12 protein-coding genes are annotated in these 14,641 nt (G+C 71.9%); 4 read left to right on the top strand and 8 right to left on the bottom strand.

Going from position 1 to position 14,641, the window contains the following annotated elements; genetic code table 11:
- Positions 1 to 31: 31 nt before the first annotated feature.
- Both ABZ659_RS17290 and ABZ659_RS17285 read right to left on the bottom strand, forming a co-directional pair.
- Complete coding sequence (locus ABZ659_RS17290) at positions 32 to 898, bottom strand: acyl-CoA thioesterase II (RefSeq protein ID WP_360219949.1); 867 nt, start codon at positions 896 to 898, stop codon at positions 32 to 34.
- Between the two features lie 19 nt (positions 899 to 917).
- Entirely contained in the window at positions 918 to 3,431 is a 2,514-nt protein-coding gene (locus tag ABZ659_RS17285) for a DUF3516 domain-containing protein (RefSeq protein WP_360219946.1), read from the bottom strand.
- A gap of 166 nt (positions 3,432 to 3,597) precedes the next feature.
- On the opposite strand from ABZ659_RS17285, the gene ABZ659_RS17280 reads away from it, so the two are divergent.
- Positions 3,598 to 4,392, top strand: coding sequence for a metal-dependent hydrolase (locus ABZ659_RS17280; protein WP_360219943.1), 795 nt, complete (start codon positions 3,598 to 3,600; stop codon positions 4,390 to 4,392).
- 35 nt (positions 4,393 to 4,427) lie between these two features.
- Here the strand turns inward: ABZ659_RS17280 and ABZ659_RS17275 are convergent, their stop codons facing one another.
- The 5 genes from ABZ659_RS17275 to ABZ659_RS17255 all read right to left on the bottom strand — a co-directional run bounded on the left by ABZ659_RS17275 (position 4,428) and on the right by ABZ659_RS17255 (position 10,028).
- Positions 4,428 to 4,700, bottom strand: a complete 273-nt coding sequence (locus ABZ659_RS17275) for a type B 50S ribosomal protein L31 (protein WP_360219940.1) — start codon at positions 4,698 to 4,700, stop codon at positions 4,428 to 4,430.
- Between the two features lie 84 nt (positions 4,701 to 4,784).
- On the bottom strand, positions 4,785 to 5,255 hold the full coding sequence (locus tag ABZ659_RS17270; RefSeq protein ID WP_360219938.1) for a DUF5709 domain-containing protein: 471 nt from the start codon (positions 5,253 to 5,255) through the stop codon (positions 4,785 to 4,787).
- A gap of 378 nt (positions 5,256 to 5,633) precedes the next feature.
- Entirely contained in the window at positions 5,634 to 7,415 is a 1,782-nt protein-coding gene (locus tag ABZ659_RS17265; protein WP_360219936.1) for an ABC transporter ATP-binding protein, read from the bottom strand.
- Positions 7,412 to 9,301: an ABC transporter ATP-binding protein gene (locus tag ABZ659_RS17260; protein WP_360219933.1), complete on the bottom strand. Its 1,890-nt coding sequence runs from the start codon at positions 9,299 to 9,301 to the stop codon at positions 7,412 to 7,414. Before ABZ659_RS17260 ends, ABZ659_RS17265 begins: the two co-directional genes overlap by 4 nt.
- Positions 9,302 to 9,506: 205 nt before the next feature.
- Positions 9,507 to 10,028: a MarR family transcriptional regulator gene (locus tag ABZ659_RS17255; RefSeq protein WP_360219930.1), complete on the bottom strand. Its 522-nt coding sequence runs from the start codon at positions 10,026 to 10,028 to the stop codon at positions 9,507 to 9,509.
- A gap of 101 nt (positions 10,029 to 10,129) precedes the next feature.
- On the opposite strand from ABZ659_RS17255, the gene ABZ659_RS17250 reads away from it, so the two are divergent.
- Both ABZ659_RS17250 and mltG read left to right on the top strand, forming a co-directional pair.
- Complete coding sequence (locus ABZ659_RS17250; RefSeq protein ID WP_360219927.1) at positions 10,130 to 11,932, top strand: ABC transporter ATP-binding protein; 1,803 nt, start codon at positions 10,130 to 10,132, stop codon at positions 11,930 to 11,932.
- A 100-nt stretch (positions 11,933 to 12,032) separates the two neighbouring features.
- Positions 12,033 to 12,866, top strand: coding sequence for an endolytic transglycosylase MltG (gene mltG, locus ABZ659_RS17245; RefSeq protein ID WP_360219924.1), 834 nt, complete (start codon positions 12,033 to 12,035; stop codon positions 12,864 to 12,866).
- Between the two features lie 12 nt (positions 12,867 to 12,878).
- Here the strand turns inward: mltG and ABZ659_RS17240 are convergent, their stop codons facing one another.
- Positions 12,879 to 14,006, bottom strand: a complete 1,128-nt coding sequence (locus tag ABZ659_RS17240; RefSeq protein ID WP_360219921.1) for an NAD(P)-binding domain-containing protein — start codon at positions 14,004 to 14,006, stop codon at positions 12,879 to 12,881.
- Between the two features lie 75 nt (positions 14,007 to 14,081).
- Here ABZ659_RS17240 and ABZ659_RS17235 point away from each other — a divergent pair, with 75 nt between their 5' ends.
- A complete protein-coding gene (locus ABZ659_RS17235; RefSeq protein WP_360219918.1) occupies positions 14,082 to 14,504 on the top strand; it encodes a secondary thiamine-phosphate synthase enzyme YjbQ in 423 nt (140 codons plus the stop codon).
- Positions 14,505 to 14,641 lie beyond the last annotated feature (137 nt).

Below are 14,641 nucleotides of genomic sequence, written 5' to 3'. Positions count from 1 at the left end.
GCCCCGGCAGGTGGCTCTCCCGAACGGCGCCCTACAACGCCCGGAACAGACCCTCCTGCACGACCGACACCAGCAGGCGCCCCTCAACGTCGTAGATCCGGCCCCGGGCAAGCCCTCGGCCACCGGTCGCGATCGGGGACTCCTGGTCGTACAGGAACCACTCGTCCGCGCGGAAGGGCCGGTGGAACCACATGGCGTGGTCCAGCGACGCCATGTCAAACCCCCGCGGACCCCAGAGGGGCTCGACAGGGATGCGCACGGCGTCCAGCAGGGTCATGTCACTGGCGTAGGTCAGCGCGCAGGTGTGCACCAGCGGATCGTCGCCGAGCGGGCTGACCGCGCGCATCCACACGGCGCTGCGCGGGTCCGCGCCCTTGATCTCCTGCGGTGTCCAGCGCAGCCGGTCGACGTAGCGGATGTCGAAGGGCTGGCGGCGCGCCATCCGCTCCAGTTGCTCGGGCAGCGCACCGAGGTGTTCCCGGATCTCCTCCACCACCGTGGGGAGTGACTCCGGGTCCGGGACCTCGCGGGCGGGCGGCAGCTGGTGCTCGAAGCTCCCCTGCTCAGGCTTGTGGAAGGAGGCGGTGAGATTGAAGATCGTGCGGCCCTGCTGCACGGCGGTGACCCGGCGGGTGGTGAAGGAGCGCCCGTCCCGGACCCGCTCGACCTGGTACACGATGGGCACGCCCGGCATCCCCGGGCGCAGGAAGTACGCGTGCAGCGAGTGCACCGGCCGGCCCCCCTCGGTGGTGCGCCCGGCGGCGACCAGCGCCTGGCCCGCCACCTGGCCGCCGAAGACCCGCTGTAGCGACTCCTGGGGGCTGCGGCCCCGGAAGATGTTGACCTCGATCTGCTCCAGGTCGAGCAGGTCGACGAGTCTCTCGGCCGGGTTCGTCATGAATGTCCTTCTCCTGTGTTCACAGCTGGCCGACATCGGTGACGCGGACCACGGCGCGCCCCTCGGTGTCGGAGGCGGCGAGGTCGATCTCGGCGCTGATGCCCCAGTCGTGGTCGTCGTTCGGGTCGTCGAAGATCTGCCGGACGCGCCACAGCTCGTTCTCCGGCTCCTCCTCGATCAGCAGCAGCTTCGGGCCACGGGCGTCGGGTCCGGTGCCGAGATCGTCGTACTCGTCCCAGTACTTGTCCATCGCCTCGCCCCACGCGTCGGCGTCCCAGCCGGACTCGGCGTCCAGTTCGCCCAGCTCGTCGACCTGGTCGAGGGCGGCGAGTTCCACCCGGCGGAACATGGCGTTGCGGACCAGCACACGGAAGGCGCGCGAGTTGGCGGTGACCGGCTTGACCTGGTCGGCCTTCTCCTGGGCCTCCTCGGCGGTCATCTCCTCCGGGTTGGCCAGCTGCTCCCACTCGTCAAGGAGGGAGGAGTCGACCTGACGCACCGTCTCCCCGAGCCAGGCGATGAGGTCCTCGAGGTCCTCGGACTTCAGATCGTCCGGGATGTTGTGGTCGAGGGCCTTGTAGGCGCTGGCGAGGTAGCGCAGCACGATGCCCTCGGTGCGGGCCAGCTCGTAGAGCGACACCAGCTCCGTGAAGGACAGGGCCCGCTCGTACATGTCCCGGACGACCGACTTCGGCGACAGCGGGTGGTCACCGACCCAGGGGTGGCTCTTGCGGTAGGTGTTGTACGCGTGGAAGAGCAGCTCCTCCTGGGGTTTGGGGTAGGTGACGTCCTGGAGCCGCTCCATGCGCTCCTCGTACTCGACGCCGTCCGCCTTCATGGCGGCCACGGCCTCCCCGCGCGCCTTGTTCTGCTGGGCGACCAGGATCTGCCGGGGGTCGTCCAGCGTGGACTCCACGACGGACACCATGTCCAGGGCGTACGAGGGCGACTCGGGGTCGAGAAGTTCGAAGGCGGCCAGCGCGAAGGTGGACAGCGGCTGGTTCAGCGCGAAGTCCTGCTGGAGGTCGACGGTGAGGCGGACGATGCGGCCCTCGGCGTCGGGCTCGTCCAGCTTCTCCACGATGCCGCCGTCCAGCAGCGAGCGGTAGATGGCGATCGCTCGCCGAATGTGCCGCAGTTGCTGCTTGCGCGGTTCGTGGTTGTCCTCCAGCAGGTGCCGCATCGCCTCGAAGGCGTTGCCGGGGCGGGCGATCACCGACAGCAGCATCGTGTGCGTCACCCGGAAGCGGGACGTCAGCGGCTCCGGTTCGGAGGTGATGAGCTTCTCGAAGGTGTCCTCCGACCAGGCGACGAAGCCCTCGGGCGCCTTCTTGCGGACCACCTTGCGGCGCTTCTTCGGGTCGTCGCCCGCCTTGGCGAGCGCCTTGTCGTTCTCGATGACGTGCTCGGGCGCCTGGGCGACGACGAAGCCCGCCGTGTCGAAGCCCGCCCGGCCCGCCCGGCCCGCGATCTGGTGGAACTCCCGGGCGCGCAGGGTGCGCACCCGGCTGCCGTCGTACTTGGTGAGCGCGGTGAACAGCACGGTCCGGATGGGAACGTTGACGCCCACGCCGAGCGTGTCGGTGCCGCAGATCACCTTCAGCAGGCCGGCCTGCGCGAGCTTCTCCACCAGCCGCCGGTACTTGGGCAGCATCCCGGCGTGGTGCACACCGATGCCGTGCCGGACGTAACGGGACAGGTTCCGGCCGAACTTGGTGGTGAAGCGGAAGTTGCCGATCAGCTCGGCGATCTGCTCCTTCTCCTCACGCGAGCACATGTTGATGCTCATCAGCGCCTGCGCCCGCTCCACGGCCTGCGCCTGGGTGAAGTGCACGATGTAGACGGGCGCCTGCTGGTTCTGGAGCAGCTCCGTCAGGGTCTCCGTCAGAGGCGTGCGCTGGTACTCGTACGACAGCGGCACGGGGCGGGTCGCCGAGCGGACCACCGACGTCGGGCGGCCGGTCCGCCGGGTGAGGTCCTTCTCGAACATGGAGACGTCGCCGAGCGTGGCCGACATCAGCACGAACTGCGCCTGCGGCAGTTCGAGCAGCGGGATCTGCCAGGCCCAGCCGCGGTCCGGCTCGGCGTAGAAGTGGAACTCGTCCATGACGACCTGGCCGACGTCCGCCCGCCTGCCGTCGCGCAGCGCGATGGAGGCGAGCACCTCGGCGGTGCAGCAGATGACCGGGGCGTCGGCGTTGACGGAGGCGTCACCGGTCAGCATCCCCACGTTCTCGGTGCCGAAGAGCTTGCACAGCTCGAAGAACTTCTCCGAGACGAGCGCCTTGATGGGAGCCGTGTAGAAGGTGACCTCGTCCCGGGCGAGCGCGGCGAAGTGGGCGCCCGCCGCGATCATGCTCTTGCCGGAGCCGGTCGGCGTCGACACGATCACGTTCGCACCGGAGACCACCTCGATCAGCGCCTCCTCCTGATGGGGGTAGAGCGTGAGACCCCGCTCCTGGGCCCACGACTCGAAGGCGTCGTACAGGGCGTCGGGGTCGGCGGTCGGCGGCAGCTGATCGATGAGGGTCACGCCCCCATCTTGCCTGCCGACCGACCCGGAAGGGGAATCGGATGCGGGTACGAAGATCGCGAACGCTACGCTGTGTCGCCGACGCGGGGTCACCGCACGGGGTCGGCTGACCGGCCGGACAGGTCAACTGCACAGCGGAACACGAGGAATGGGGCGGGCAGCGGCGATGATGGGACCAGCACACTCACTTTCGGGCGCGGCGGCCTGGCTGGGCGTCGGTGCCGCCGCTGCCGCGGCCGGGCACGCGATGCCCTGGCCTGTCCTCCTCGTCGGCGCCCTGATCTGCGCCGGAGCGGCTCTCGCCCCCGACCTGGACCACAAGGCGGCCACCATCTCGCGCGCCTTCGGGCCGCTGTCGCGCTGGCTGTGCGAGATCGTCGACAAGCTGTCCTACGCGGTCTACAAGGCCACCAGGAAGCAGGGCGACCCGCGCCGTTCCGGCGGCCACCGCACGCTCACGCACACCTGGCTGTGGGCGGTGCTGATAGGCGGGGGCACCTCGGTGCTGGCGATCACCGGTGGGCGCTGGGCGGTGCTGGCGATCCTCTTCGTCCACCTGGTGCTGGCCATCGAGGGCCTGCTGTGGCGGGCGACCCGCGGCGCCAGCAGCGACGTCCTCGTCTGGCTGCTGGCCGCGGCGAGCGCGTGGATCCTCGCCGGGGTGCTGGACCAGCCGGGCAAGGGCTCCGACTGGCTGTTCACGGACCCGGGCCAGGAGTACCTGTGGCTGGGACTCCCGGTCGTCCTGGGCGCGCTGGTGCACGACATCGGGGACGCGCTGACCGTGTCGGGGTGCCCGATCCTGTGGCCGATACCGGTGGGCCGCAAGCGCTGGTACCCGCTGGGGCCGCCGAAGGCGATCCGCTTCCGGGCTGGCAGCTGGGTGGAGCTGAGGGTGCTGATGCCCGCGTTCATGGTGCTCGGGGGAGTGGGCGGCGCCGCCGCGCTCAACTTCATCTGAGGCACCGCGGGACGGACGACGGGCGCCTGCCGCCCTCAGTCGGAGCCCGGCGGCACCTGCGAGGCGCCCTCGCCGTACCGCCGCTCGAACCGGGCGACGCGACCCTCGGTGTCCACCGTGCGGGCCTTGCCGGTGTAGAACGGGTGGCTCTCCGAGGAGATCTCCACGTCCACCACGGGGTACGTCTCGCCGTCGTCCCACTCGATGGTCTGGTCACTGGCCGCGGTGGACCGGGTCAGGAAGGCGTATCCAGCGGCCCGGTCGCGGAAGACGACGGGGTGGTAGTCGGGGTGCTTGTCCTGCTGCATGGCTGCTCCTGGTATGGCGGTGGCGGGGAACGGGCGGGAATCCGGCAAGGCGGGTGGGTCGAGAAGGCGGGTGCGGGCGCCGCGTCAGCCGGACAGGCTGTCCTCGTCGACGATGTGCATCGCGGCCTCCTCCGCGGAGGCGGCGGCCCCGTCGATGCCGACGTCCGTGGCGACCAGCGCGCTCTCCTGGTCCTCGTGCGCCCCCTCGTCGGGGGCGACCAGGCGGCCGGAGCGGATCGCGCCGACCTCGTTGTCGAGGAGTTCCCCGTCGGTGCCCTCGCAGTCACCGAGGCCGTCGCCGTCCGGGGCGGTGGGATCGGGGAGTTCCCCCGCCAGCCGCTGGTCGAGCGTCTCGCCCCGCAGCCGCTCGGCCGCGGTGACGCCGACGTGCTCCACGGCCCACGGCTTCTCCGGAGGGGACCAGCCCCGGTCGAGGGGATCGTCGACACCGTCGTTCTCCAGGGTGTCCTCCGCGTCGAGCAGCCCCGTGTCCTCCCGCTGGTCAGCCTGATCGGGCTGGTAGACGTCGTCGCCCCATCCTTCGGCGCTGTTCACGGGTACCTCCAGGTGGTGCGGACGGACCTGTCCCGCCGTGCTCGGCGGCGGGTGGCCGACGGGTCCGGGCACAGGGTCCGACACTCGCGGGACCACACGGTTCTCGGGCGCTCCCCGAGGTGGCGCCGCCTTCCAGCCTTCCACCCCTCATCGCACCCGCGCAACGCCACGACCGTCGCCCGGCCCGCCTGCCACCCCGCCCCGCCCTCCGTCCCCAGGCCCGCGGAGGCCCCGGCCGACCACCGCACCGGCAGGCCGTCGCCGACCGGGGCGACCTCGCGGCCACCCCGGTCGGCCGCGCGGCCCGCGCCACGGAGGCGGACCGCCCCGGCTCCCCCTTCGCGAGGCAGGCTCCTCTCGGACGGCTACGACTGCTCGTCACCCATGCCACGACCGCCACAGTGCCGCGTACGCCCCGTCCGCGGCGACCAGGTCGTCATGGCTGCCCAGTTCGCTGATGCGGCCGTCCTCGACGACGGCGATGACGTCGGCGTCATGGGCGGTGTGCAGACGGTGGGCGATGGCTATGACGGTGCGGCCGTCGAGGACGCGGGCGAGGGACCGTTCCAGATGACGGGCCGCCCGCGGGTCGAGCAGGGAGGTCGCCTCGTCGAGGACCAGCGTGTGCGGGTCGGCGAGCACCAGGCGGGCCAGGGCGATCTGCTGGGCCTGCGCCGGGGTCAGCGCGAAGCCGCCGGAGCCGACCTCGGTGTCCAGCCCGTCGTCCAGGACGCGCGCCCAGCCGTCCGCGTCGACGGCGCCCAGCGCCGCCCACAGTTCGGCGTCACCGGCGTCGGCGCGCGCCAGCCGGAGGTTGTCGCGCAGGGAGCCGACGAAGACATGGTGCTCCTGGTTGACCAGGGCCACGTGGGAGCGGACCCGCTCGGCGGGCATCCGGGACAGCTCGGCGCCGCCGAGGAGGATCCGGCCGTCGCGGGGCGCGTAGATCCCGGCGAGCAGCCTGCCCAGGGTGGACTTGCCCGCCCCGGAGGGACCCACCAGGGCCAGTCGGGTGCCGGGGGCGACGTCAAGGGAGACCTTGCGCAGCACGTCGACGCCCTCGCGGTACCCGAAGTGCACTCCCTCGGCGTGCACGTCACGCCCCTCCGGGGCAACCGAGGCGTCCCCTTCGGCGGGCTCGATGTCCCTCACGCCGACCAGCCGCGCCAGCGACACCTGCGCCACCTGGAGCTCGTCGTACCAGCGCAGGATCAGCCCCACGGGGTCGACGAGCATCTGTGCGATCAGGGCGCCGGTCGTCAGCTGGCCCACGCCGATCCAGCCCTGGAGGACGAAGACACCGCCGATCATCAGGACGGAGGCCAGCACGGTCACATGGGTGACGTTGATGACGGGGAAGAGCACCGAGCGCAGCCACAGCGTGTACCGCTCCCATGCCGTCCACTCCCGGATCCGCTGGTCCGACAGCTGGACCCGGCGGTCACCGAGGCGGTGCGCCTCGACGGTGCGCCCGGCGTCCACGGTCTCGGCGAGCGCCGCGGCGACGGCCGCGTACCCGGCGGCCTCCGAGCGGTAGGCGGACGGCGCCCGCCGGAAGTACCAGCGGCAGCCGACCACCAGCAACGGCACGGCGAGCAGGACGGCGGCCCCCAGCGGCGGCGCGGTGACGACGAGTCCGCCCAGCAGCAGCGCCGCCCACACCACGCCGATCGCCAGCTGGGGCACGGCCTCGCGCATGGCGTTGGCGAGCCGGTCGATGTCGGTGGTGATCCGGGACAGCAGGTCGCCGGTCCCGGCCCGCTCCAGCACGCCCGGCGGCAGTCCCACCGAGCGGATGAGGAAGTCCTCACGCAGATCGGCGAGCATCCGTTCCCCGAGCATCGCCCCGCGCAGCCGCACCTGCCGCACGAAGAACGCCTGCACCAGCAGCGCCAGCACGAACAGCCCGGAGGTGAGTTCCAGCCGCAGTTCCTCGGCTTCGTCGGAGACCCGCTCGACGAGGCCGCCCAGCAGCCAGGGTCCGGCCATCGAGGCGACGACGGCGACCGTGTTGACCGCGACGAGCAGCAGGAAGGCCCGCCGGTGACGGCGGAAGAGTTCGGTCACGTAGGCCCGTACGGTCGTGGGGGCGCCGACGGGCAGCGTGTGTGCCGTCGTCGGGGCCGCCGGGTCGTACGCCGGTGGCGCCACGCCGATCATGCGGTCTCCTCGATCTCTTCCAGCTCTTCCAGTCCGAGTTCGTCCAGTTCGCGCCGGGCGCCCGCCCGGCCGTCGGTGGCCCGTGCACGCAGGTCACCGAGCGCGGCCTCACCGGCTGCGACGTCGCCCAGGGCGGTGCCACCGAGCGCGGTCTCCTCGTCGGTCTCGCGCGTCACCACCGCCCGGTACCGGGAGTCGGTGTGCACCAGGTCCCGGTGCGGGCCGACCGCGGCGACGGTGCCCTCGTGCACGAGGACGACCCGGTCCGCCCGGTCCAGCAGCAGCGGCGAGGAGGTGAACACCACCGTCGTACGGCCCGCCCGCAGTTCCCGAACGCCCTCCGCGATCCGTGCCTCGGTGTGCGAGTCGACGGCGGAGGTCGGCTCGTCCAGCACCAGCACCTCGGGGTCGGTGATCAGCGAACGGGCCAGGGCGAGCCGCTGGCGCTGGCCGCCCGACAGGGACCGTCCGCGTTCGGTGATCCGGGCGTCCAGCGGGTCCTCGGCGTCCAGCGACCCCTCGACCAGCGCGGCCAGGACGTCCCCGCACTGCGCCGCCGCGAGCGCCTCCCCGGCGCCGACGGCGCCGGAGGCGGGCACGTCGAGCAGTTCCCGCAGCGTTCCGGAGAGCAGCACCGGGTCCTTGTCCTGGACGAGGACGGCGGTGCGCGCGGAGTCGAGCGGCAACTCGTCGAGCGGGGTGCCGTCCAGCAGAACCGCGGGCCCGGGCTCCGAGGGGTGGCCGCCCAGCCGCTCCGCGAGCCGCCCCGCCGCGTCCGGGTCCCCGCAGACCACCGCGGTGAGGAGCCCGGACGGAGCGCGCAGCCCGGTGGCCGGGTCGTACAGGTCACCGGCGGGCAGCTCGGCGGCGCGGGACCCGCCCGCGTCCGTGGCCCGCTCCAGGGAGAGCACCCGGGCGGCCCGCTTGGCGGAGGGCCGGGAGAAGGAGTACGCCATGGCGATCTCCTCGAAGTGCCTGAGCGGGTAGGTCATGATCATGACGGAGCTGTAGACGGTCACGAGTTCGCCGACGGTGATCCGGCCCTCGCGGGCCAGATGGACGCCGTACCAGACCACGGCGATCAGCAGCAGTCCCGGCAGCAGTACCTGAATCGCGGAGATCAGGGACCACATGCGGGCGCTGCGCACGGCGGCGTGGCGCACGTCCTGGGAGGCGCGGCGGTAGCGGTCGAGGAAGAGTTCCTCGCCGCCGATGCCGCGCAGGACGCGCAGGCCGGCGACGGTGTCCGAGGCCAGTTCGGTGGCGCGGCCCGCCTTCTCCCGCTGGACGTCGGCGCGCCGGGTGGCGCGCGGCAGCAGCGGCAGCACGGCGAGCGCGAGCACCGGCAGGCCGACGGCGACGACGATGCCGAGGGCGGGCTGGTACACGAGGAGCGCGACGCAGACCACCACGATCGTCACCGCGGCGGCGGTGAACCGGGAGATCGCCTCCACGAACCAGCCGATCTTCTCGACGTCGCCGGTGGAGACGGCCACGACCTCACCGGCCGCCACACGCCGGGTCAGCGCCGAGCCCAGATAGGCGGTCTTGCGGGCCAGCAGTTGCTGGACGCGGGCGGCGGCGGTGATCCAGTTGGTGATGGCGGCGCGGTGCAGGAAGGTGTCGCCGATCGCGTTGCCCGCGCAGGCCAGCGCCAGCAGTCCGCCCGCCAGGGCGAGCCGTTCACCGGAGCGGTCCACGACCGCCTGGACGGCCACACCGACACAGAAGGGCAGTGATGAGACGGACAGGAAGTGCAGCAGCCCCCAGGCCAGGGATCTCAGCTGACCACGCAGCTGGTTGCGGCCGAGCCACCACAGGAATCGAGGCCCCGAACGTGCGTCCGGCACGCCAGGGTCGGGATAGGGAAGGTCTTGGATCTGCATGACGTCCCAGTGGCTCGTGACAGGGAATGGGCGGGTATGCGGGCGGCGCTCGCCCGACCGCGCGGGGCGGTCGCAAACCGTGCAAGGTTCACTCCGTGGAGTGCTCAATGGCAAACGGTTTTCCACGCCATCACACAGAACCGGCTCGCCCCGCCCCTTCTCGCCCCTTCCCGCCCCCACTCGCTCCCCGGCGCCGGGGAGCGGCTCAGCACCCTGGCGCGGTCGCCCCGTCGACCAGCATGTCCAGCAGCCCGCCCAGTACCTCGCGCTGTTCCGCCGTGAGGGGCGCGAGGATCTCCTCCGCGGCCGACCGACGGGCGGCGTGCAGTTCCCGCAGGGCGCGATGACCCTCGTCCGTCAGTTCGATCCGGATCACCCGGCGATTGGCCGGATCCGGCACCCGGCGCACCCTGCCGCCCGCCTCCAGCGCGTCGACCAGCGTCGTCACGGCGCGCGGCACGACCTCAAGGCGCGCGGCGAGGTCGGCCATCCGCGGCGGCGACCCGAAGTGCGCGAGCGTGCGCAGCAGCCGCGACTGGGCGGGGGTGATCCCCAGGTCGTGCCGCTCCAGATGGCGCTTCTGGATGCGGTGCACGCGTCGGGTCAGCCGCAGCAACTGCTCGGCGAGCACGCCCTCGGATCCCTCGGATCCCTCGGATCCCTCGGATCCCTCGAAGCCCTCGGGGCCCGCGGAATCGTCGGAGCCTTCGAACACGGGTTGGGTCATGCGGGAACAGTATCAGGACCTTGTTCATTGTGAGCATAGGTAACAATGAGCTAGGATCCGTCAGGCGCCACCCGGCGTCGTCTCACCCACCGTAGGAGCCCATGCACCCCGACCACGCACCCCACTGGACCCCACCCGCCGAGGCCGAGGACCAGCCCCGCCAGTGGCGCCGCATCCTGGGCCTCTTCCGCCCCTACCGTGCCCGGCTCGCCGTCGTCGGTCTGCTGGTCGGCGCCTCGTCGCTGGTCTCGGTCGCCACGCCGTTCCTGCTCAAGGAGATCCTCGACGTCGCGATCCCCGAGGGCCGCACCGGACTGCTGACCCTGCTCGCCCTCGGCATGATCGCCGGTGCGGTCCTCACCAGCGTCTTCGGCGTACTCCAGACGCTGATCTCCACCACCGTCGGCCAGCGCGTGATGCACGACCTGCGCACCGCCGTCTACGGCCGCCTCCAGCGCATGTCGCTGGCCTTCTTCACCCGCACCCGCACCGGCGAGGTGCAGTCCCGCATCGCCAACGACATCGGCGGGATGCAGGCCACCGTCACCTCCACCGCCACCTCGCTGGTCGCCAACTTCACCAGCGTGGTCGCCACGATCCTCGCCATGCTCGCCCTCGACTGGCGGTTGACGGTGGTCTCGCTGCTCCTGCTCCCGGTGTTCGTCTGGATCAGCCGCCGGGTCGGCAACGAACGCAAGCGGATCACCACCCAGCGCCAGAAGCAGATGGCCGCGATGGCCGCCACGGTCACCGAGTCCCTCTCGGTCAGCGGCATCCTGCTCGGCCGCACGATGGGGCGCTCCGACTCCCTGACCAGCGCCTTCTCCGACGAGTCCGAGCGCCTGGTCGACCTGGAGGTGCGGTCGAACATGGCGGGCCGCTGGCGGATGGCGGTGATCACGGTCGTGATGGCGGCGATGCCCGCCGTCATCTACTGGACCGCGGGCCTCGCCCTGCACTTCGGCGGCCCGGCGGTCTCCATCGGCACGATCGTGGCCTTCGTCTCCCTCCAGCAAGGCCTGTTCCGCCCGGCGGTCAGCCTGCTCGGCACCGGCGTCCAGATCCAGGCGTCCCTCGCCCTCTTCCAGCGGATCTTCGAGTACCTCGACCTGCCGATGGACATCACCGAGCGCGACCAGCCCGTCCGCCTGGACCGTGTCAAGGGCGAGGTCCGCTTCGAGGACGTCGAGTTCCGCTACGACGCCGAGGGTGCCCCCGTCCTCGACGGCATCGACGTCACCGTCCCCGCGGGCGGCAGCCTCGCCATCGTCGGCCCGACCGGTGCGGGCAAGTCCACGCTGGGCTACCTGGTGCCGCGGCTGTACGACGTCACGGGCGGCCGGGTCACCCTCGACGGCGTCGACGTGCGCGACCTCGACTTCGACACCCTCGCCCGCGCGGTCGGCGTCGTCTCGCAGGAGACGTACCTCTTCCACGCCACCGTCGCCGAGAACCTGCGCTTCGCCAGACCCGACGCCACCGACGAGGAACTGCGCGCGGCGGCGAAGGCGGCGCAGATCCACGACCACATCGCCTCCCTCCCGGACGGCTACGACACGGTCGTCGGCGAACGCGGCCACCGGTTCTCCGGAGGTGAGAAGCAGCGCCTGGCCATCGCCCGCACCATCCTGCGCGACCCCCCGGTACTCCTGCTCGACGAGGCGACCAGTGCCCTGGACACCCGCACCGAGCACGCCGTGCAGGAGGCCATCGACGCTCTGTCGGCCAACCGCACCACCCTCACCATCGCGCACCGGCTGTCCACCGTTCGGAGCGCCGACCAGATCGTGGTGCTCGACGGCGGACGCGCGGTGGAACGCGGCACCCACGAGGAGCTGTTGGAACTGGGCGGGCGGTACGCGTCCCTGGTGCGCCGCGACGCGCGACTGGAGCCGACAACCTGACGATATGCCGGGTTCAGGGCGTTATGCGGGTTAACGTGCCCCCATGCAGACGAACACTCCGCCGCCACGGAGCGCGAGAAGCACGAGGAACACGGGGGCCATGAGGAACGCGGGGCGCACGATCCGGCTGACGCGCCGGGGCCGTATCGCCCTCATCGCGTCCGGGGCCGTCGTGGCGGGCACCGCCGTCGCGGTGCCGCTGCTGACCCTGAACGGAGGCGAGGACGGCCGGCCCACCACCCTGGTGATCCCGGAGGGCTGGCGCGCGACGCGGGTGTACGCCGCCGTCGACAAGGCCCTCGCCCTGCCCGCGGGCACCACCGGGAAGTCCCTGGGCAAGGCCCGGCTGAAACTCCCCAACGACGCCGAGGGCAACCCGGAGGGCTACCTGTACCCGGCGACGTATCCGCTCCAGGAGGACTCGACGCCGGAGCAGTTGCTGTCGCTGATGGTCGACACCGCCAACAAGAAGTTCAACGGCGCCCCGATCGCCGCCGGTGCGCAGCGCAACGCCATGAACGTCTACCAGGCCGTCACCATCGCCAGCATCATCCAGGCGGAGGCCGCCACCAAGCAGGACATGGGCAAGGTGGCCCGGGTCGTCTTCAACCGCCTTGAGCGCGGTATGCCGCTCCAGATGGACTCCACCCTCAACTACGCGCTGAACCGCGCCTCGCTGGACACCACCGTGAGCGACACCCGTATGGACAGCCCCTACAACTCGTACCAGCGCATGGGCCTGCCGCCCACGCCTATCGACAACCCGGGCGAGGAGGCGGTGCGTGCCGCGATCAACCCGACGCCGGGGGACTGGCTGTACTTCGTCACCGTCAAGCCCGGCGACACCCGCTTCACCGCCGACTACGCCGAACACCAGCGCAACGTCGCCGAGTTCAACGCCCGGCAGAAGAGCGGGCGGTCCGCGCCGCGGTGACCAGGCGCAACGTCACGCGGCGGCGGGTCTCCCGGCCGCCCCGGCTCCCCCTGCTCCCCCGAGGCCCCCGGCCTTCCCGGCCAGCAGCCGCTTGATGTCCCGTACGGCCGCCCGGCCCGCCCGGTTGGCGCCGATGGTGCTCGCCGAAGGGCCGTAGCCGACCAGATGGACCCGCGGATCGGCGACCGCGCGGGTCCCCTCGACGCGTAGGCCGCCGCCCGCCTCCCGCAGCCGCAGCGGCGCGAGGTGGTCCACGACGGGACGGAACCCGGTCGCCCAGAGGATCACATCGGCGGTCCCGTGCCGTCCGTCGCTCCACTCCACCCCGTCGGGGACGATCCGGTCGAACATCGGCTGCCGGTCCAGGACGCCGTTCGCCAGCCCTTCCCGGATCGCGTCGTTGAGCGGCAGCCCGGTCACCGACACCACGCTCCTCGGCGGCAGCCCCCGCTTCACCCGTTCCTCCACGAGCGCGACGGCCGCCCGCCCCGCGTTCTCGTCCAGGGGGCCCTCGACGTAGACCGGGGGACGCCGGGTCACCCAGGTGGTGGCCGCCGCGTACGGGGCGATCTCCAGCAGGTGCTGGGTCCCGGAGGCACCGCCGCCCACCACGATCACCCGCTGCCCGGCGAACGCCTCCGGCCCCGGATACCGCGCGGTGTGCAACTGCCGTCCGCGGAAGGTCTCCTGCCCCGGGTAGCGCGGCCAGAACGGTCGGTCCCAGGTGCCGGTCGCGTTGACCAGCGCCCGCGCCGCCCAGTTCCCGGCCGAGGTCTCGACGAGCAGCCGCCCGCCGTCGCCCTCCCGCACGGCCCGTACGTCCACCGGCCGCCGCACCCGCAGATCGAACGTGCGCTCGTACGTCGCGAAGTACGCGGAGATGACCTCCGCCGAGGGCCGCGCCGGATCCGCCCCCGTCAGCTCCATCCCCGGGAGCGCGTGCATCCCGTGCACCTTGCCGTACGTCAGTGACGGCCACCGGAACTGCCAGGCGCCGCCGGGGGCGGGGGAGTGGTCGAGGGTCACGAAGTCACGGTCCGGAGTGAAGCCGGAGCGCCGCAGGTGGTAGGCGGCGGACAGCCCCGCCTGCCCCGCGCCGATCACGACGACCTCGACCGCGTCCGCACCCGTATCGTTCACGTTTCTCCTAACCCGCCGTCCGGCACGGATCTTCCCGACCCCCACCAGGCCCCCGGATGAGCCAGGATGGAAGCCATGTCAGACGCGTTCACGACCCGAGTCCTGCACATCACCTCCGGCTCCTCCGAGACCGTGGTCGACCTCACCCGGGACTGCGAGTCCTTCCTGCGCGAGGCGGCCGAGGGGCGGGACGGCCTCCTCAACGTGTTCGTCCCGCACGCCACGGCCGGAATCGCGATCATCGAGACCGGCGCGGGCAGCGACGACGACCTCCTCACCGCCCTGCACACCCTCCTGCCCGCCGACGACCGCTGGCAACACCGCCACGGCACCCCCGGCCACGGCCGCGACCACGTCCTCCCGGCCCTGGTCCCACCGCACGCGACCCTCCCCGTCCTGGACGGCCGCCTGGAACTCGGGACGTGGCAGTCGGTGTGCCTGGTCGACACCAACAAGGACAATGCCGACCGTCAGGTGCGATTGTCGTTCCTTGCGTGACGAGGGTGCCGGCCGTAGGCCTGCAGTCCGGCCGAACCAGATGAGTACGACACCCTCTGCACGCGACCCTCCGCCCGGATCACCTCCACGCCACGTGACCGACCCGTGAACACGCTGAGCGACAGATCGGGGCCGTC

This window comes from Streptomyces sp. NPDC006997, from assembly GCF_040635175.1.
Classification (GTDB): Bacteria; Actinomycetota; Actinomycetes; order Streptomycetales; family Streptomycetaceae; genus Streptomyces.
The sequence above is the reverse complement of the archived record's forward strand: the minus strand, read 5'-3'. Positions and strand labels throughout refer to the sequence as shown.

Bases quoted from the DNA above. Each gene is read 5' to 3' on its own strand.
- ABZ659_RS17235 (WP_360219918.1), top strand. From the start codon at position 14,082: ATGTCAGACGCGTTCACGACCCGAGTCCTGCACATCACCTCCGGCTCC.
- ABZ659_RS17260 (WP_360219933.1), bottom strand. From the start codon at position 9,301: ATGCAGATCCAAGACCTTCCCTATCCCGACCCTGGCGTGCCGGACGCA.
- ABZ659_RS17250 (WP_360219927.1), top strand. From the start codon at position 10,130: ATGCACCCCGACCACGCACCCCACTGGACCCCACCCGCCGAGGCCGAG.
- mltG (WP_360219924.1), top strand. From the start codon at position 12,033: ATGAGGAACGCGGGGCGCACGATCCGGCTGACGCGCCGGGGCCGTATC.
- ABZ659_RS17290 (WP_360219949.1), bottom strand. From the start codon at position 898: ATGACGAACCCGGCCGAGAGACTCGTCGACCTGCTCGACCTGGAGCAG.
- ABZ659_RS17255 (WP_360219930.1), bottom strand. From the start codon at position 10,028: ATGACCCAACCCGTGTTCGAAGGCTCCGACGATTCCGCGGGCCCCGAG.
- ABZ659_RS17280 (WP_360219943.1), top strand. From the start codon at position 3,598: ATGATGGGACCAGCACACTCACTTTCGGGCGCGGCGGCCTGGCTGGGC.
- ABZ659_RS17275 (WP_360219940.1), bottom strand. From the start codon at position 4,700: ATGCAGCAGGACAAGCACCCCGACTACCACCCCGTCGTCTTCCGCGAC.
- ABZ659_RS17265 (WP_360219936.1), bottom strand. From the start codon at position 7,415: ATGATCGGCGTGGCGCCACCGGCGTACGACCCGGCGGCCCCGACGACG.